Below are 18,076 nucleotides of genomic sequence, written 5' to 3'. Positions count from 1 at the left end.
GGGCCGGGTTTATTTCGCCTTGATCTTTTTCTCGACCGTGAGGAGCTGAGGGCTTGCTTCGAGGCCGCGGAGCCCATTCCACGCGAGGTTCACGATGTGGCTCGCTACGACCTCCTTCGAGGGGCGGCTTGCCTCGAGCCACCATTGACCGGTGTAGGAGACGATTCCAACGAGCATCTGCGCGTACATCGCGGCGTAAAGCGACGTGTACTTCTGTGCCCGCATGTGCTTGACGAGGAGGTCTTCGACCTGATTAGCGACATCCACGAGAAGTGCGGAGTACGTACCAGAGGTCTGCGAGGCCGGGGAGTCACGTACAAGGATCTGGAACCCATCCTCGTTTTCTTCGATATAGGTAAGAAAGGCGAGCGCGGCTTTCTCGACGAGGACGCGCGGGTGCTGATGGACGTCGTTGAGTGCGTCCTCGAGAACCCGCAGGAGGTGATCCGTTTCTCGATCCACGATCACGGCGTAGAGCCCTTCTTTCCCCCCGAAGTGCTCGTAGACGATTGGTTTCGAAACCCCCGCCTTCGATGCGACTTCTTCGACACTCGTTGCGTCATAGCCCTTGTGAGCGAAAAGCGACCTGCCCACGGTGAGGAGTTGCTCGCGGCGCTGCCGCCCCGTCATCCGGGGCGAGCGAGTGCGAGAAGAGCGAGAATCAGACATGTGCAACATTTTCGCACGACATCACACACGCGTCGTTTTCTTTCGCGCAGCTTGAGGGGCTAGGCTTGTCCCCGGCGCCCTCGGGCCCATCCGCGATGGTGTAATCGGCAACACCCCAGTTTTTGGTTCTGGTATTCCAGGTTCGAGTCCTGGTCGCGGAACGATCCATCACCGGAAATCTCGCACCGGACACAAGGAGCATCCTCCCGTGGCAATTCATTCGCCCGCAGCCGTCGTCGTCCTCGCGGCCGGAGCCGGTACCCGCATGAAATCCGCTCTGCCAAAGGTTCTCCATCCCGTGTGCGGAACCTCGATGCTCATGCACGCGATCACCGCGGCACGCGCAACCGGCGCTGGAGAAGTCGTTGCGGTCGTGCGTCATAAGCGCGAGCAGGTCCTGGCGCACCTCGAGGAGAACGCTCCCGGGGTTACGATCGCTGACCAAGACGAGATTCCCGGTACTGGCCGCGCCGTGCAGTGTGGTCTCGAAAAGGTCAAAGCAGCCGTCGGAACTGTTCTCGTGACCTACGGTGACGTGCCGCTTCTCGAAGGAGACACGCTTCGCGCTTTCGTCGAGGCGCATGAAGAGAACGGTTCGTGCGTGTCCATCCTTACCGCGCGCGTCGAGGATCCCACGGGCTACGGGCGAATCGTGCGCAGTGCCGACGGCTCCCAGGTTGAAGCCATCGTCGAGCACAAAGATGCGAGTGAAGAACAGCTCGGGATTAACGAAATCAATTCGGGCATCTGCGCCTTTGACCTCGAGTTCCTGCGCGAAGCGCTCACGAAGGTCGGCACGAATAACTCGCAGGGCGAGATGTACCTGACCGACGTCCCCGGCATCGCGCGCGCTGAAGGGAAGAAGGTCACCGCTTACGTCACTGACGACGCGATCCAGGTCGAAGGTGCGAACGATCGCGTGCAGCTGAGCGAACTTGGTGCCGAGATGAACCGACGCACCCTCGTGCGCCACATGCGTGCGGGAGTGAGCATTATTGACCCGAGCTCGACATTCATCGATCCCGATGTCGAGATCGGTCAGGACACGACAATTCTCCCCGGCGTGCAACTTCACGGGCACTGCGTCATTGGTAGCGAGGCAATCGTCGGGCCCGATACCACCTTGACGGACGTGAGAATTCACGACCGGGCCGAGGTCGTGCGCACCCACGGCTTTGGTGCCGTGATCGGGGAAGGCGCAACCGTGGGGCCATTCACCTACGTGCGCCCCGGAACCGTGCTCGGCAAAGCCGGCAAGATTGGCGGCTTTTGCGAAACGAAGAACGCGGATATTGGCGATGGAGCGAAAGTTCCTCATCTCTCATACGTGGGTGACGCCGAGATTGGCGAAGGCACGAACATCGGTGCGGCGACTATTTTCGCGAACTACGATGGGGTGAGGAAGCACAAGAGTGTCGTCGGTAAACACGTGCGCGTGGGAAGTGACAGCATCCTTGTCGCGCCCGTAACGATTGGAGACGGAGCGGCGACGGGCTCCGGGACGGTCGTCCTGAAAGATGTCCCACCTGGCGCTCTTGCCGTCAACGACACGAAGCCTCGCATTATCGAGGGGTGGACGCTCACCAAGCGTGCGGGCACCGCCGCGGCTGAAGCCGCCGAAGACGCGCTTGACCACAACCCTGGAAACGCAACCACCGAGGAGAATTAAGACGATGAGTGGCATCATCACTAGCGGAGAAAAGCACCTCGTTCTCGTGTCGGGGCGTGCTCACCCCGTTCTCGCCGAGGAGGTTGCAAAAGAACTCGGTGTTGAGCTTCTTCCGATGGACGCCTGGGACTTCGCGAACGGCGAGATTTACGTGCGTTACGGCGAAAGCGTGCGAGGTGCCGATGTTTTCGTGCTTCAGTCCCATCCTGCGCCCATCAACAATTGGCTCATGGAGCACCTCATCATGGTGGATGCGCTCAAGCGCGCTTCCGCCAAGCGCATCACGGCCATCGCCCCGAGTTACCCGTATGCGCGTCAGGACAAGAAGCACCGCGGTCGCGAGCCCATTTCGGCCCGCCTCGTGGCGGATCTTTACAAGACTGCAGGCATTGACCGTCTCATTTCGGTCGACCTGCACGCGCCGCAGGTGCAGGGCTACTTTGACGGTCCCGTCGATCACCTCATGGCGATGCCTATTCTCGCGAAGTATGTCGAGTCGACCTATGGCGAAGAAGACCTGTGCGTCGTTTCCCCGGACGCCGGGCGCATCGGCGTCGCCGAAAAGTGGGCGAAGCGCCTCGGTGGCGTGAATCTCGCCTTCGTGCACAAGTCGCGGGATCCTCGCCGGCCCAATCAAGCTGTGGCGAAGCGCATCATCGGCGATGTGGAAGGAAAGACCTGCATCCTCGTCGATGACATGATCGACACGGCGGGCACGATCGTGCAGGCTGTTGAAGCTCTCACGAAGAACGGCGCGAAGTCTGTCGTCGTCGCGACGACGCACCCGATCTTTTCCGATCCAGCCGTCGAGCGCCTCAAGAACTCGGGCGTACGTGAGGTCATTGCGACCAACACGCTCCCGGTTCCCGAGGAGAAGCAGTTTGAAAAACTCACCATCCTCTCGATCGCGCCGCTTCTGGCGCGCGCGATCCGAGCCGTGTTTGACGACGGCTCGGTGACGTCGCTGTTCGACGGCGACGCGTAGATCGCTCCCCGTTCACCGGCCGCGCTTTCGGCATGAGGTGACGTGCCTCGCTTCACGTCCTGCATAGCCTGCCGAGAGCGCGGCTGTGCATTATGCTTGGACGGTACTTCGGCGAGGGAGGGGCGTGCGCCCACTCCGTTATCGACGCGGTCTTTCCTTGGGCATGCATGCGCGTGCTCGGGGCGCGCCGTCTCGCCCCGCTTCACACCCAAGGAGATTGTCAATGGCCGAGAACATCAAGGTCGATATCCGCACTGATTACGGCAAGGGTTACGCTCGTCGCCTTCGCGCTGAGAGCAAGATCCCCGCGGTCCTCTACGGCCACGGCACGGAGCCGGTTCACCTTGCGCTTCCCTATCACGCGACCGCTCTCGCGGCTCGTAACTCGAATGCTCTTCTCGAGCTCGAAATTCCGAATGCGGAAAATGAGCTCGCGATCATCAAGGACATTCAGCGCCACCCGCTTTCGCGCGACATCCTTCACGTTGATCTCCTCATCGTGAAGCGCGGTGAAAAGGTTGAGGTTGATATTCCTGTCATTGTTGAGGGCGAGCCTCAGTCGCCTGCCGTCGCCGTTGTCGACATCCAGGAGATCACCATTCTTGCCGACGCGCTCAGCCTGCCCGAGCACATCGTGGTCGACGTTGAGGGCAAGGTTGATGGCGACGCGATTTACGCCGGCGATCTCGACCTTGGCGATGCCGAGCTCGTGACAGATCCCGAGTACCTCGTTATTTCGATCCAGGTGCCGCAGGTTGACGAGGCTGATCTCGAGACCCCGGGCTCCGAGGACGACGAGGAAGAGGCAGAGGAGACTGCCGAGAAGTCGTCGGAGGGTGACGACGAGTAAGTAGTGATCCGCGACTACGCGGATCGTGAAACTTGGGGCAGGGGCGTCGCACGAGGTGCGGCGCCCCTGTAGCCTGTCGAGGGGCCGACGGTTGCCGGCCTTTCGTCGCGACGGAATGTTTCCGTTAATTACGGTGTGAAAGTGGAGCTGTGAGCGAGACGATGCTGATCGTGGGCCTCGGGAACCCGGGCCCCAAGTACGAGGCTACGAGGCACAACGTGGGGCACATGGTGCTCGATCGGCTTGCCGATTGGGCGGGTGCTTCGTTCAAACGGCACAAGAAGGCCAATGCTTCCGTGATTGAAGGGCGCATGGGACCTCCCGGCACGGGCTGCAGGGTGGTTCTCGCGAAGCTCGGCTGCTATATGAACACGTCTGGCGGACCCGTGTCAGCCCTAGCGCAGTATTACGGCATCGATCCCGAACACATCGTCGCTGTGCACGATGAAATCGACACGCAGTTTGGCGCAATCAAGGCAAAATTCGGCGGGGGAGAGGGCGGCCACAACGGCCTGCGCGACATTACGCGTACGCTCGGCACGAAGGACTACTTGCGCGTACGGGTGGGTGTTGGTCGGCCCCCGCAGGGCCGCGACACGGCCGACTACGTTCTTGCGCCGTTTAGTGCGGCCGAGCGGAAGGTTCTCGAGGACCTCGTGACGTCGGCGGGACAGTGCGTCGAAATGCTCGTGGAGAAGGGGCTCGTGGAAACGCAACAAGAATTTCACTCTCGAGAGGCGATTCGCCCGTGAGCATCGCGCCCGTTCTTGCCGCAGCCGCGCGGTCAAACGATCTCACCCGGCTCGCTGAGGCTCGCTCCGCCGGCGAAGCCCTTTCGATTATTGCTCCAAGCGGTATGCATCCCCTTTATCTCGCGGATGCGGCGTCACGCAGAGGGGCGTCGGACCCACTCGTCGTAGTGACCGCCACGACACGCGAAGCCGAAGACCTCGCGGCTCAAATTGAGTCCCTTGTGCCGAGTGCCAAGGTGGCGCTATTCCCTGCCTGGGAAACGCTGCCCCACGAGCGTCTTTCGCCACGAAGCGACACGGTTGCGCGTCGTCTTTCGACCCTGTACACGCTCGCGCATCCCGAGGAAACAGGCGGGGTGGAGGTGCTCATGGTGCCCGTGAGGGCACTCGTGCAGCCCATGGCACGGGGGCTCGAGAACCTCGCGCCCGTGCACCTTGAACGCGGTGAATTCATCGAGATTGACGAACTCGTCGAACGGCTCGTGGGGGCGGCATATTCACGTGTGGACATGGTGTCAGCTCGCGGTGAGTTCGCCGTGCGTGGCGGAATTGTCGACGTGTTCCCGCCGACGCTCGCCCACCCTGTTCGCCTCGATTTCTTCGGGGATGAACTCGAGGAGATCCGGTACTTCTCCGTTGCAGATCAGCGTTCCATGGAGGAGACCCTCGAGGCGGTTGACGCACCCGCATGCCGCGAAATTCTCCTCACTGCTGAAGTCCGCGAGAGGGCTCGCGAGGCGATCGATCAGCTTCCCGGCGCCGCCGATATCCTTGCACGGCTTGCGGAGGGCATCGCGGTCGAGGGAATGGAATCGCTTACCCCGCTCCTCGTGGGCGAGATGGTGAGCCTTGTGGAGCTGCTTCCGGAAGAGTCAAGCGTGGTTCTTGTCGAGCCCGAGCGTATCCGTGCTCGCGTCGATGAGCTCGTGCGCACGACTGATGAGTTCCTCGAGGCAGCCTGGTCGAGCGCCGCCCAGGGAGGTGCGGTTCCGATCGACGTCTCGCAAGCGAGCTTCGCAACGCTTGAGGATACGCTCGGGGAACTCAAAATCCGACGGATCCCGGTTTCGCGCATCGCCCCGTTTGGACTTGATGCCGACCTCTCATCGGGTGCGAAGCCGCATCCGGGCTACGGTGGCTCCATTGCGAACGCCGCGCGCGACCTCGCGCAGCATATAGGCGAGGGCTGGCGGATCGTGCTCACGACCGCGGGAGCGGGCACCGGACGCCACATCGCCGATGCGCTCACGGAGGCGGGGGTGGCGGCGCGGTTCAGCGCCGATCTCGATGACGAGCTTTCGTCCACGCACGTCAATATCACGACCGGCCCGATTACCGAGGGCGTTCTCCTCGAGGACGTCAAGCTCATGCTCATGTGCGAGCGTGACATGACGGGCAAATCTGCCGCGCGACGATCACACACCAAGAAGCTTGCTTCCCGCAGGCGCGCCAGTGTTGATCCTCTTCAGCTGTCGCCTGGAGACTACGTAGTTCATAATCACCACGGGGTGGGCCGGTTTGTCGAGATGACGAGCCGCACAGTGGGCACGGGCGACAAGCGCGCGACTCGTGAGTATCTCGTGATTGAGTATGCAAGCTCGAAGAAAGGGCAGCCGGGGGACCGGCTCTACGTGCCGAGCGACCAGCTTGATCAGGTCACGAAGTACGTCGGTGGCGAAGCGCCAAGCGTGAACAAGATGGGCGGTAGCGACTGGTCAAAGACCAAATCGCGCGCACGCAAGGCCATCCGGGAGATCGCCGACGAGCTCGTGAGGCTTTATAGCGAGCGCCAGCGCAGCTCTGGTTTCGCCTTCTCTCCCGATACGCCGTGGCAGCACGAGCTCGAGGATGCCTTCGAGTACACGGAAACACCCGACCAGCTTTCGACAATTGACGACATCAAGCGCGATATGGAAAAGCCCTTGCCCATGGACCGCCTCGTGTGCGGCGACGTGGGCTACGGCAAAACCGAAGTTGCCGTGCGTGCGGCGTTCAAGGCCGTGCAGGATGGCAAGCAGGTCGCGGTGCTGTGCCCCACAACTTTGCTCGCTCAGCAGCACGTCGAGACGTTCACTGAGCGGTACGCGGGATTCCCCGTGAACGTGAAAGGGCTTTCGCGATTCCAGACCCCGTCCGAGTCGAAGGCCGTTATCGAAGGGCTCAAGGATGGCTCAGTTGACGTCGTGATCGGTACCCACCGGCTCATCACGGGGCAGGTGCGCTTCAAGGACCTCGGCCTCATCATCGTCGATGAAGAGCAGCGCTTCGGCGTTGAGCATAAGGAGACACTCAAGGCGCTGCGAACGAATGTGGACGTGCTCTCGATGTCGGCGACTCCGATTCCGAGGACTCTCGAGATGGCTGTGACAGGCATTAGGGAGCTCTCGACCCTCGCAACCGCGCCCGAGGAGCGTCACCCCGTTCTCACCTATGTCGGTGCGCACGAAGATGCACAGGTCAAAGCTGCGATTAGGCGTGAGCTTCTTCGAGAAGGCCAGGTCTTCTACATTCACAACCGCGTTGAAGACATCGACCGCACGGCCGAGCACCTGCGCGAGCTTGTGCCGGATGCACGCGTCGAAGTCGCTCATGGGAAGCTCAACGAAGCGCAGCTCGAGCGCGTCATCCTCGATTTCTGGGAAAAGCGTTTCGACGTACTCGTGTGTACGACGATCGTGGAGACGGGGCTCGATATTTCGAGCGCCAACACCCTCATCGTCGAGAACGCTGACCGCTTTGGTCTTTCGCAGCTTCACCAGCTTCGCGGCCGCGTGGGCCGCTCACGCGACCGTGCCTATGCCTACTTCCTGTACCCGCCTACGAAGCCACTCACGGAAACGGCGCACGATCGCCTCACGACGCTTGCGACGCATTCGGAGCTCGGTGCCGGCATGCAGGTGGCAATGAAAGATCTCGAAATCCGCGGCGCCGGTAACTTGCTCGGCGGAGAACAGTCGGGCCATATCGCCGGAGTTGGCTTCGACCTCTACGTGCGTATGGTCGGCGAGGCTGTCGCCGCGTTCAAGGGCGAACTTGACCAGGTCACAAAGGAAACGAAAGTGGAGCTTCCGCTCAACGCCCACATTCCGGTCGAGTACATCGACTCGGAGCGTTTGCGCCTCGAGGCCTATTCCAAGATTTCTGCGTCGAAGAACGCGCAAGAGCTCGAGAGTGTGCGTGCCGAGTTCGAGGATCGTTACGGGAAGCCACCGGCCGAAGTCGAGCGGCTTTTTCACGTGGCGCTCTTCCGGCTCGATGCTTCCGAGGCCGGCATCGATGAGGTGCAAGTCCAGGGCAAGATGATCCGCTTTGCCCACGTCGAGGTGACGGACAGCGTCCAGTTGAAGCTCCGCAGGCTCTACCCGGGCACAGTGCTCAAGCCCGCCCTTCGCCAGGTGCTCATCCCGCACCCCCGCACGCAGCGGATTGGCGGTATCCCCCTTGCCGATGAGGAGCTGCTCGACTTTTGCCGCGGCGTGATTGCGCACTTGAAGCCGGAATGGGCGAAAGAGCGCGGCATCGAGGTGGCCGAGCAACCGTCGGAACCCTCGCGCCCCCGTTCCTTTGGTAATCGCCCGCCGCGCTCAAGCAAACTTGAGAGCTCGCGCCGCGACGCGCCCCAGGGCACCCGACAGGCGGGGCTCGGCCGACGGGGTGATGCACGATGAACGGCGCCTTCGCGGGCGAGCTACGAATTGTCCCTGTCTCACCTCTCAACGCACCGGGGCTCATGACCTCTCGAGGCTGGGATGCCCTCAGGGGTGCCGCGAGTGTGGCGCTTTCGTGTGCGCACCCGGCGTGGGAGGCGCATGTGCGCGAGTCCGGGATCGAGTGCGTGCGGCTTGAGAGCGCGAGCGCCGACGAACTCATGCACTCGCTGGGGGAGTGGCTCGAGGGGTCCGACGCTTGCCCGGGGGAATATCGCGCCTGGTTGTGCGATTCCGAGCACCCCTTCCTTCCCTCACCGATGCACACCCTTCGCGCACTCGAGGAGAAAATCGGTGCCCGGGTGGATGCCGACTTTGTTTTCGCCTCGCCCGTGGCTCCCGGTGCGGCTGTCGTGGAATCGGTGCGCATCATGCATGAGCTGCGCAGCCCTGGAGGCGATCCGTGGAGCGCCGAGCAGACCCACGCTTCGCTCGCACGCTACTTGCTCGAGGAGACTCACGAAGTGCTCGAGGAGCTCGAGCGAGAGGATCTTCGCACTCCTGCGCTCGTCGATGAGTGTGGTGACCTACTTTTTCAGCTCGTCTTTCACGCGCGCATCGGCATGGAAGAAGCGGAGCCCTGGACTCTCGACTCCGTCGCGCGTGCGCTCAACGCGAAGATGTACCGGCGCAATCCTCACGTGTTCGGGCCAGAGCGCGAGGACCTAAGCGTCGAGGAGATCACGGCACAATGGGAAGAGATCAAGAAAAAGGAAAAGCCGAGGCGCGCCCTCAGCGAGGGCATTCCGCTCGCGCTTCCTGCGCTCCAACGCGCCTTCAAGATCGCCTCGCGTGCCGAAGCAGCCGGAAGGGCGCCAGAACTGCACAAGGCTCTTGAGGACACCGCCTCGGCCGGAAGCGATGCGGCGCGGCTTATGGAAATTGTGATTGCGGCAGCGAAACGAGATGAGGATCCTGAATCGGCGCTGCGTACGCTCCTCGCTCAGATCGACACTCGGTTGCGCGGCGACTGAAGTCCCACCCTGTGACCTGGGACTCAAGAGCTCCGCTCGACGTGTGCGCGGCCCTTCAGAGAGATCACACATTTCACACTAGACTTGAGGGTGAAGGTCAAAGGCGACCCGCCACTTGAAAATCCTGACGAAGGAGGCCATCTCATGGCATTCATTTTCGACGTTCGCGGTCGCGAGATTCTCGACTCGCGCGGCAATCCCACCGTTGAGGTCGTTCTCACGACCGACGAGGGCTACCAGTTCCTCGGCCAGGTTCCCTCGGGCGCCTCGACGGGTGCCTTCGAGGCCGTTGAACGCCGCGATGGCGACAAAGGCCGCTACCTCGGCAAGGGCGTCTCGCAGGCCGCTGCTGCCGTCGCCGAGGAGCTTTCCGAGAAGATCGAGGGCATGGACGTCACCGATCAGCGTGCGATCGATCTCGCAATGATCGAGGCCGACGGCACTGACAACAAGGGCAAGATCGGCGCGAACGCCATCCTCGGCGTGTCGATTGCTGTGGCGAAGGCTGCCGCTGCTGAGGCCGAGCTTCCCCTCTACCGCTACGTGGGCGGCCCGAATGCGCACGTGCTCCCCGTTCCCATGATGAACATTCTCAACGGCGGCTCGCACGCCGATTCGAACGTGGACATCCAAGAGTTCATGATCGCTCCGATCGGCGCCCCGACTTTCGTCGAGGCTGTCCGCATGGGGGCCGAGGTCTACCACAACCTCAAGAAGGTTCTCCACGACCGCGGTCTCGCGACCGGTCTCGGCGACGAGGGCGGCTTCGCCCCGAACCTTGACTCGAACCGCGCTGCTCTCGACCTCATCATTGAGGCCATCGAGAAGGCCGGCTTCACCCCGGGTAAGGATGTCGCGCTCGCGCTTGACGTTGCCGCATCGGAGTTCTTCGAGGATGGCTCCTACCTCTTCGAGGGCGAGAAGAAGTCGGCTGAGGACATGATCGCCTACTACGGCGAGCTCGTGGATGCCTACCCGCTCGTCTCGATCGAGGATCCGCTCGACGAGGAAGACTGGGACGGCTGGGTCGCCATCACCGAGAAGCTCGGCGAGAAGGTTCAGCTTGTTGGCGACGACCTCTTCGTGACGAACCCCGTGCGCCTCGGCAAGGGCATCGAGAAGGGGGCTGCTAACGCCCTCCTCGTGAAGGTCAACCAGATCGGCACCCTCACCGAGACGTTCGAGGCCGTGGATCTCGCGACCCGCAACGGCTTCGCCTCGATGATGTCGCACCGTTCCGGTGAGACGGAAGACACGACGATCGCCGACCTCGCCGTCGCGCTTGGCACTGGCCAGATCAAGACCGGCGCCCCCGCGCGAGGCGAACGCGTGAACAAGTACAACCAGCTCATCCGCATCGAGGATGAACTCGGTGAGTCCGCCGTGTACGCGGGTGCCTCGGCATTCCCGCGTTTCAAGGCGTGAGCGATCTACGATAGGGCTTATGCCTGATTCGCTAAGAAGCCGAAGGAGCGCCCCGCCTACACCGGTGGGGCGCTCCTCGCCGTCGCGGCGACGTAAACCTGCCGCACCTTCGGCACCGGCTGCGCGTCGAAACCGGCGGCGCATGCCATCCGCGCGCGCGAAATCCTCGCCCTCGCCAGCTTTCCGAACGAGGGGGGCGGTGAGCGCCGGGGCGCGCAAGGCTCTTGCGCCAATCGCGGGTCTTACGGGTCGTTCACTCGTCCTGCTCGCGATTACGCTCATCGCGCTCGTAGCGCTCGTTCCCACCGTCAACGGCTACGTCATGCAGCAGCAGCGGCTCAGCAACCTTCGGGCTCAAGTCGCCGAGCAGGAACGTGAGGTTGAGGGGCTCGAGGCCGAGGTGGCGCGCTGGCAGGACCCCACGTTTGTCTCCGCTCAAGCGCGCGAACGTTTGCTTTTTGCGTACCCGGGGGAAACGCAATACCGTTTGACGGATTCGAGCGGCGCCGATGTTCCCCAGACGGAACAGGCGGCCCAAGAGGAGCAGCGTGCGAAGACCGCGTGGTTCGGTACGCTGTGGGACTCTCTCGTGGCCGCAAGCCAGGCAGCGCCGCCCGAGGATCCTGCCGATAAATTGGGCCCGTGAGGGCCACGACATCATCGAAAGGCGATAGAGCTCCATGCCCACACCGCTTGAACCGCTTCCGTTCGAGACCGAGGCATCCGAACGTGATCTCACCCTCATGGCCCAGCAGCTTGGTCGCACCATGCGCGGTGTGCATTCGATCGCGCGGCGGTGCGCGTGCGGAGCTCCCGCTGTTGTCCGCACTGCTCCGCGACTTCCCGACGGATCACCGTTTCCCACGAGTCTCTATCTCACGCTGCCGTCCATGGTTGAGGCATGTTCGCGGCTCGAGGCACGCGGGCTGCTCGCCGAGTGGACGGCCGAGCTCGAGGGAAACGAAGAGCTGCAAGAGAGCTATGCGCGTGCTCACGAGCGCTACTTGGAGCGTCGCGCCGAGCTCGGTAGTGCCGAAGAAATCGAAGGCGTGAGCGCGGGCGGCATGCCTACGCGCGTGAAGTGCCTCCATGCCGTCGTGGGCCAGGCTCTCGCCGAAGGCCCCGGCGTGAACCCCTTCGGCGACCGTGCCCTCGAGATGGCGGCTTCCGATACGACAATCGAGCAGTGCCGCTGCGAGGTCACGCCCGCAATGCTCGAGGAGGAGGGCGCATGAGCCGCCGCGTTGCCGCAATTGATTGTGGTACAAACTCGATTCGCCTCCTCATCGCGGAGGAGCAGTCCGACGGTTCCCTGCGCGATATTGCGCGCGACATGAAGATTGTTCGCCTCGGCTACGGGGTTGATCGCACCGGCCGACTCGATCGTGAGGCGATCGAGCGTACGCTCGCCGCCACTCGTGAATACGCGCGGGTCATCGAGGGGAGCGCAGTCGAGGGCGTTCGCTTCGCGGCGACGAGCGCGAGCCGTGATGCCGAGAACCGCGCAGAGTTTATCGATGGCGTGAGAGACATTCTCGGGATCGAGCCGGAGGTGATCGAGGGGACGGAAGAGGCGAGTCTCAGTTACCGAGGCGCCGTCGCAACGCTGCCGGATCCGGGCCCGTCGCCTCGCCTTATTGTTGACATCGGCGGTGGCTCGACCGAGCTCGTATTCGGGGATGACGAGCCCCGAGCTGAGATCAGTCTCGACATGGGCTCGGTGCGCCTCACTGAACGGCATCTGAGCGCTGATCGCGTAAGCGAGGGGGATATCGAGGCCGCGACCCGCGATATCGACGCGCTTCTCGACTCGGCTGCGGGCACTATCGATCTTGCATCGGTCCGCGGCATCGTTGGCGTCGCGGGAACGGTGACGACTTTGACCGCAGTCGCCCTCGGGCTCGAGGAGTACACGCCCGAGGTGAGTCATGGCGCACGTATCGAAGCCGAGGATTTCACTGCGCTTAGCTATCGGATCCTGCGTTCGACTTCCGAGGAGCTTGCGGCTTTCCCTGCAATTCACCCGGGTCGGATCGACGTCATAGGCGCGGGGGCGCTTATTTGGGCGCGCATCCTTGAGCGCGTGGCACGCGAAGGCGGGCTTGAGCGCGTCACGACAAGCGAACACGACATCCTGGACGGGCTCGCCATGAGCGTGCTCGATTCACTCAGACTGGAAGAGCCCCAGCGTGGTTGAATTGCATCGTTAGCGATGTGGAAAGGCAAGTTCACACACATGAACATCAATTCAGGAAATAAGCCGCACGTTCTCGTTCTTGGCGGCGGAAGCGTTGGCATGAACGTCGCAGCCGAGCTGCGAAAGAAGGCCGGCAACAACGTTGCCATCACGGTCGTGGATACGCGACCGTACCTCACGTACCAGCCATTCCTGCCCGAGGTTGGCGCAGGCGCGATCGACCCGCGCAACGTCCTTGCTCCGCTCCGTAAGGTTCTGCAGGGCACAAAGGTTGTGACGGGTGCGGTGGAGAAGATCTCCCACGCGGAGCGCGTCGTGACCGTAGCCCTTGAAGGCGAAGAGACGATCGAGATCAGCTACGACTACCTCGTCGTTGGTCTTGGCTCCGTTCCGCGCACACTTCCGATTCCTGGCCTCGCGGAGAACGCGATCGGCTTCAAGTGGGTCGAGGAAGCCGTTGCTGTGCGCGACCGAATCCTCAGCAACCTTGCCGAGGCAGCCTCGACCAAGGACCCGGAAACCCGCAAGCGCCTTTTGACCTTCACCTTCGTGGGTGGCGGTTTCGCTGGCTCAGAAGCGATCGCAGAGGCGGAAGACATGGTCTCCGCGGCGCTCCAGTACTACCCGGATCTCCACCCTTCGGACGTCCGCTTCGTCATGATCGAAGCCATGGGCCGTATCCTCCCCGAGGTTGGCGAAGAGCTCGGCAAGTATGCCCTCAAGCAGTTCCGCGAGCGTGGTATCGAGGTTAAGCTCGAAACCTTCCTCAACTCGTGCGAGAACGGCATTGTTAAGACCTCCGATGGCGACGAGTTCGCTTCGGACCTCATCGTGTGGTGCGCCGGCATTAAGCCGAACCCCGTTCTCGAGAACTCGGATCTGCCCCTCAACCAGACCGGGCGTCTCGACTGCCTCGCGGACCTCCGCGTCAAGAGCGAAGATGGCCCCCTCGAGGGTGTCTTCGCCGCGGGCGACTGCACGACCGTTCCGGACCTCGCCTCGGGCGAGGGCAAGGTGTGCCCGCCGAACGCGCAGCACGCTGTGCGCCAGGCCAAGACCCTCGCCGACAACGTCGCGCGAGCCATCGATTCGCGCCCGCTTGTGGACTACTACCACAAAAACCTCGGCACGATGGCGACCCTCGGCATGTTCAAGGGCGTTGGCACGCTCTTCATCGGCGATAAGAAGGTCGAACTCAAGGGGCTGCCTGCATGGCTCGGCGCTCGCGCCTACCACGTTTACGCCATGCCCACGCTTGGCCGCAAGGCTGGCGTCGTCGCAGGCTGGGCGAGCTCGCTCCTCGGCAACCGCGAAATTCTTGGCATTGCGCAGACGAGCGAACCGCGCAAGGCCTTTGAGCTTGCGGCGGCTTCGACGCCGAAGAAGAAGTAAGTTCTCTCGGATAAGCGCCTAGTTTTCCCGCGCTGAGAAGCGAGGCCCGGCACCCTCAGGTGCCGGGCCTTGCCGCTCTCGAAGCGAAGTATCTATGCTTGTGAGAGCGCATGCGCGAGAACAACATGGGCGTTGATGAGGGCCGGCAAGCGTCGGACCCCACGCGCCCCCGAACTGAGCCGGAGAAGCCATGGAGATTTACATCCGTCCCAATGCCGAAGACGCGAGCCAGATCGTTGCCGATCACATTGAAGCGGTGATCCGTGAGGCAAACGGGGGCCCGGTCACTCTTGGTCTCGCGACGGGCTCTTCACCCGTGGCCGCTTATGACGAACTTGCGCGCCGTCACCGTGAGGAGGGGCTGAGTTTTGCGGGCGTCACGGTTTTCATGCTTGATGAGTACGTGGGGCTTTCGCCCGAGCACCCGCAGAGTTACGCGCGATTCATTCGCGAGCATCTTGTGGACAAGGTTGATCTCGATCCCGAGAAGGTCTTCTGCCCGCGCGGAGACACCGGGGATCCGGCTTCGGAGGCAGAGCGTTACGACGCCGCGATTAAGGATGCTGGCGGCGTGGATCTTCAGCTTCTCGGCGTCGGTGCGACGGGACATATCGGCTTCAACGAGCCCGGTACCTCCCTCGCATCCCGAACCCACCTCGTGACTCTCACTCCGAAAACGATCGCCGACAACGCGCGCTTCTTCGAATCGAAGGACGACGTTCCGGTTCATGCGATCAGCCAGGGCGTTGGCACGATTCGCGAGGCCAAGAAGCTTCTCCTCATCGCTACGGGTGAGAACAAGGCAGAAGCAATCAGGCAGACGATCGAGGGTGGAGTGAGCGCGCGATGGACCTCGACCGCGCTCCAGCTGCACGAAGATGCGACCGTCGTCGTAGATAGCGCCGCTGCCTCGAAGCTCGACTATCTCGACTATTACCGCTTCATCGACGCCAACCGCAGCTAAGTACGCTCAAGGCGAGGTCTTCGTCTCCCTAGCCCGGCCCGAAGCGCCACTTTGGCCGGGCTTTTCCTACAATAGGCCGCATGTCCCAAACCCAAAATGCACCCTCGAAGGGCGCGGTTTCGTCGCGCCTTGATTCTTTCTTCTCGATTTCGAAGCGCGGTTCGAGCGTGGGTCGCGAAGTTCGCGGCGGCATGGTCACGTTCTTCGCAATGTGCTACATCATCGTTCTCAACCCGCTCATCATTGGCACGGTCCCGGATTCGACAGGCATGTACCTCGGCGGCGGAACCGAACCGAACATGCCCGCGGTTGCCGCGGGTACGGCATTGGTCGCCGCGGTCTGCTCGATCTTCATGGGTGCCTGGGCCAACTTCCCCCTCGCGATGGCTGCGGGTCTTGGACTTAACGCCTATCTGGCCTATGGCGTCGTTTCGCTGCCCGGCATGACGTGGGCCGGTGCCATGGGTCTCGTCCTCATTGAAGGTGTGATCATTCTTCTGCTCGTTCTCACCGGATTCCGTAGGGCGGTGTTCCGCGCGGTTCCGCAGTTCTTGAAGACTGCCATTGCCGTGGGCATGGGGCTTTTTATCGCCTTCATCGGCCTTATCAATGCACGTTTCGTGACAACTGGCGGCGGCACACCTGTGCAGCTCGGTAACTCGGGATCGCTCATTGGCTGGCCCACGGCTGTGTTCGTGTTCGGCCTCATCCTCATGATTGTTCTCTGGGTACGGAAAGTTCCCGGTGCGATCCTGATCGCGATCATCGCCGCAACTGTGCTCGCCATTGTCGTGGAGAACACCGTCGGAATCGGCCAATTTGCCCCTGCGACCGATGCCGATGCCGGGAACCCTTACGGCTGGTCCATGAACGTCCCTGCCCTGAATGCGAACGCCTTCGCGCTTCCCGATCTCGGCACACTTTTCCAGGTAGATCCGATCGGCGGCTTACGTGCGATCGGAGTTGTCGGCGCCATCATCGTCGTGTTCTCCCTCCTCCTCGCGGACTTCTTCGACACGATGGGAACGATGGTCGCGATCGGAACGGAAGCAGGCCTCGTCGACGAGAACAGCGACGTCGAAAACAGCCAGCGCGTTCTCGTCGCCGATTCCGTTGGCGCGATCATGGGTGGTGTTGGTGGTGTCTCCTCCAACACGAGCTTCGTGGAAAGCGCGACCGGCGTCGGAGAGGGCGCACGCACGGGCCTCGCGACCATCGTGACGGGTCTGTGCTTCCTCTTCGCCATGTTCCTCTCGCCGATCGTCGCGCTCGTGCCTTACGAGGCAGCGACGCCGGCCCTCGTCCTCGTCGGATTCCTTATGATGAGCCAGGTCGTCGAGATCGACTTCAGTGACCTGACGAAGGCCATCCCGGCCTTTCTCACGATCATTCTCATGCCGTTTGCCTACTCGATTACCGTTGGAATGGGCGCTGGCTTCATCATGTACGTGGTCATCCAGATCGTCGTGGGCAACGCAAAGAAGGTGCACTGGCTCATGTACGTCGTGAGTGCGCTCTTCGTCATGTATTTCCTCCGCGACGCCCTCGCGGGGCTGCTCGGGCTCTGACGCGCCAGATAACCGCTGAGCGCCTCCCGTTTGCCGATCAGGCACAATGGAAGCCATGACCAGAGCCGATCTCACGAAAAAGCCCGCAGACGTCTCGACCATGTTCGATGGCGTCGCTGGGCGCTACGACCTCCTCAATACCATCCTCGCCTTCGGTCAGGACCGCGGATGGCGCACCGCGATGGTCGAAGCGCTTGATCTGGAGAAGGGGAGCGGCGCTCGTGTACTGGACGTCGCTGCGGGGACCGGGACCTCGAGCGCGGCAATCGCAAACGAAGGTCTTCAGGTTCTCGCCTCGGATTTTTCGGCTGGCATGATGGCTGAGGGGCGCAAGCGGCAGCCACACATTCCGTTCGTAGGGGCCGACGCCACCAACCTCCCATTTAAGCCGGATTCGTTTGATGCGGCCGTGATCAGTTTCGGGTTGCGCAATGTCGTAGAACCGAAGAAGGCGATTGCCGAGATGGCGCGCGTCGTCAAGCCAGGTGGATCGGTGGTCGTGTGCGAGTTCTCGACCCCGAAGAGTCGCGCGTTCAGGCACGTGTACTCCCGCTACATCATGGGGATGCTTCCCCGTGTGGCGTCGCAAGTTTCGGCGAACGGCGCGGCCTACAGTTATCTCGCCGAATCGATCCTCGCGTGGCCCGATCAAGAGGGGCTGCGGGAGTGGTTTCTCGAGGTGGGGCTCGAGCGCGTGCAGTACCGAAACCTCACCGGTGGCATTGTCGCGCTTCACAGGGGCTACGTGCCCGATCTCTAGCACTTCGTGCTCGCACCTCTTTGCACGGCACTTCGTCACAAGCGCGCCTTTCTCACTAGCGCTTTCGTGTTCCCACTGCTTTGCACAGCTCATCCCTCCCATGAGCTCCGCGCTATCAATGACACGGTTGCCTTTCCGCCCTTTTGTCCCGAACCGCCCGTTGT

General features: G+C 62.3%; 15 protein-coding genes and 1 tRNA gene. 15 read left to right on the top strand and 1 reads right to left on the bottom strand.

What is annotated here, in order from left to right; translation table 11 throughout:
- Nucleotides 1-9: 9 nt before the first annotated feature.
- Complete coding sequence (locus tag M3B90_RS08295) at nucleotides 10-669, bottom strand: TetR/AcrR family transcriptional regulator (protein WP_259889789.1); 660 nt, start codon at nucleotides 667-669, stop codon at nucleotides 10-12.
- Between the two features lie 89 nt (nucleotides 670-758).
- Here M3B90_RS08295 and M3B90_RS08290 point away from each other — a divergent pair.
- The 15 genes from M3B90_RS08290 to M3B90_RS08220 all read left to right on the top strand — a co-directional run bounded on the left by M3B90_RS08290 (nucleotide 759) and on the right by M3B90_RS08220 (nucleotide 17,912).
- A tRNA-Gln gene (locus M3B90_RS08290) sits at nucleotides 759-830 on the top strand.
- 47 nt (nucleotides 831-877) lie between these two features.
- Entirely contained in the window at nucleotides 878-2,338 is a 1,461-nt protein-coding gene (glmU, locus tag M3B90_RS08285) for a bifunctional UDP-N-acetylglucosamine diphosphorylase/glucosamine-1-phosphate N-acetyltransferase GlmU (protein ID WP_259889788.1), read from the top strand.
- A 4-nt stretch (nucleotides 2,339-2,342) separates the two neighbouring features.
- On the top strand, nucleotides 2,343-3,323 hold the full coding sequence (locus M3B90_RS08280) for a ribose-phosphate diphosphokinase (RefSeq protein WP_259889787.1): 981 nt from the start codon (nucleotides 2,343-2,345) through the stop codon (nucleotides 3,321-3,323).
- Nucleotides 3,324-3,546: 223 nt separating this feature from the next.
- A complete protein-coding gene (locus tag M3B90_RS08275; RefSeq protein ID WP_259889785.1) occupies nucleotides 3,547-4,173 on the top strand; it encodes a 50S ribosomal protein L25/general stress protein Ctc in 627 nt (208 codons plus the stop codon).
- Nucleotides 4,174-4,322: 149 nt separating this feature from the next.
- Nucleotides 4,323-4,925 (top strand): aminoacyl-tRNA hydrolase, encoded by a 603-nt coding sequence (gene pth / locus M3B90_RS08270; RefSeq protein ID WP_259889784.1) that lies wholly within the window; start codon nucleotides 4,323-4,325, stop codon nucleotides 4,923-4,925.
- Nucleotides 4,922-8,593, top strand: a complete 3,672-nt coding sequence (gene mfd, locus M3B90_RS08265; protein WP_259889783.1) for a transcription-repair coupling factor — start codon at nucleotides 4,922-4,924, stop codon at nucleotides 8,591-8,593. The genes pth and mfd overlap by 4 nt, the downstream gene beginning before the upstream one ends.
- The gene (locus M3B90_RS08260; RefSeq protein ID WP_259889782.1) at nucleotides 8,590-9,606 is read left to right on the top strand and encodes a MazG nucleotide pyrophosphohydrolase domain-containing protein; all 1,017 of its coding nucleotides are present in this window, start codon (nucleotides 8,590-8,592) and stop codon (nucleotides 9,604-9,606) included. Before mfd ends, M3B90_RS08260 begins: the two co-directional genes overlap by 4 nt.
- 144 nt (nucleotides 9,607-9,750) lie before the next feature.
- The gene (eno, locus tag M3B90_RS08255) at nucleotides 9,751-11,031 is read left to right on the top strand and encodes a phosphopyruvate hydratase (RefSeq protein WP_259889780.1); all 1,281 of its coding nucleotides are present in this window, start codon (nucleotides 9,751-9,753) and stop codon (nucleotides 11,029-11,031) included.
- Between the two features lie 199 nt (nucleotides 11,032-11,230).
- Nucleotides 11,231-11,677 (top strand): septum formation initiator family protein, encoded by a 447-nt coding sequence (locus tag M3B90_RS08250; RefSeq protein WP_259889779.1) that lies wholly within the window; start codon nucleotides 11,231-11,233, stop codon nucleotides 11,675-11,677.
- A gap of 34 nt (nucleotides 11,678-11,711) precedes the next feature.
- Nucleotides 11,712-12,266, top strand: a complete 555-nt coding sequence (locus M3B90_RS08245) for a DUF501 domain-containing protein (RefSeq protein ID WP_259889778.1) — start codon at nucleotides 11,712-11,714, stop codon at nucleotides 12,264-12,266.
- Complete coding sequence (locus M3B90_RS08240) at nucleotides 12,263-13,228, top strand: Ppx/GppA phosphatase family protein (RefSeq protein ID WP_259889777.1); 966 nt, start codon at nucleotides 12,263-12,265, stop codon at nucleotides 13,226-13,228. The genes M3B90_RS08245 and M3B90_RS08240 overlap by 4 nt, the downstream gene beginning before the upstream one ends.
- 39 nt (nucleotides 13,229-13,267) lie before the next feature.
- A complete protein-coding gene (locus tag M3B90_RS08235; protein WP_259889776.1) occupies nucleotides 13,268-14,620 on the top strand; it encodes an NAD(P)/FAD-dependent oxidoreductase in 1,353 nt (450 codons plus the stop codon).
- A gap of 190 nt (nucleotides 14,621-14,810) precedes the next feature.
- Nucleotides 14,811-15,584, top strand: a complete 774-nt coding sequence (nagB, locus tag M3B90_RS08230) for a glucosamine-6-phosphate deaminase (protein ID WP_259889774.1) — start codon at nucleotides 14,811-14,813, stop codon at nucleotides 15,582-15,584.
- An 80-nt stretch (nucleotides 15,585-15,664) separates the two neighbouring features.
- A complete protein-coding gene (locus M3B90_RS08225; RefSeq protein WP_259889773.1) occupies nucleotides 15,665-17,152 on the top strand; it encodes an NCS2 family permease in 1,488 nt (495 codons plus the stop codon).
- Nucleotides 17,153-17,207: 55 nt separating this feature from the next.
- On the top strand, nucleotides 17,208-17,912 hold the full coding sequence (locus M3B90_RS08220) for a class I SAM-dependent methyltransferase (protein WP_259889772.1): 705 nt from the start codon (nucleotides 17,208-17,210) through the stop codon (nucleotides 17,910-17,912).
- Nucleotides 17,913-18,076 lie beyond the last annotated feature (164 nt).

This window comes from Dermabacter sp. p3-SID358, assembly GCF_025147465.1.
Classification (GTDB): Bacteria; Actinomycetota; Actinomycetes; order Actinomycetales; family Dermabacteraceae; genus Dermabacter.
This window is presented reverse-complemented; position numbering and strand designations above follow the sequence as displayed.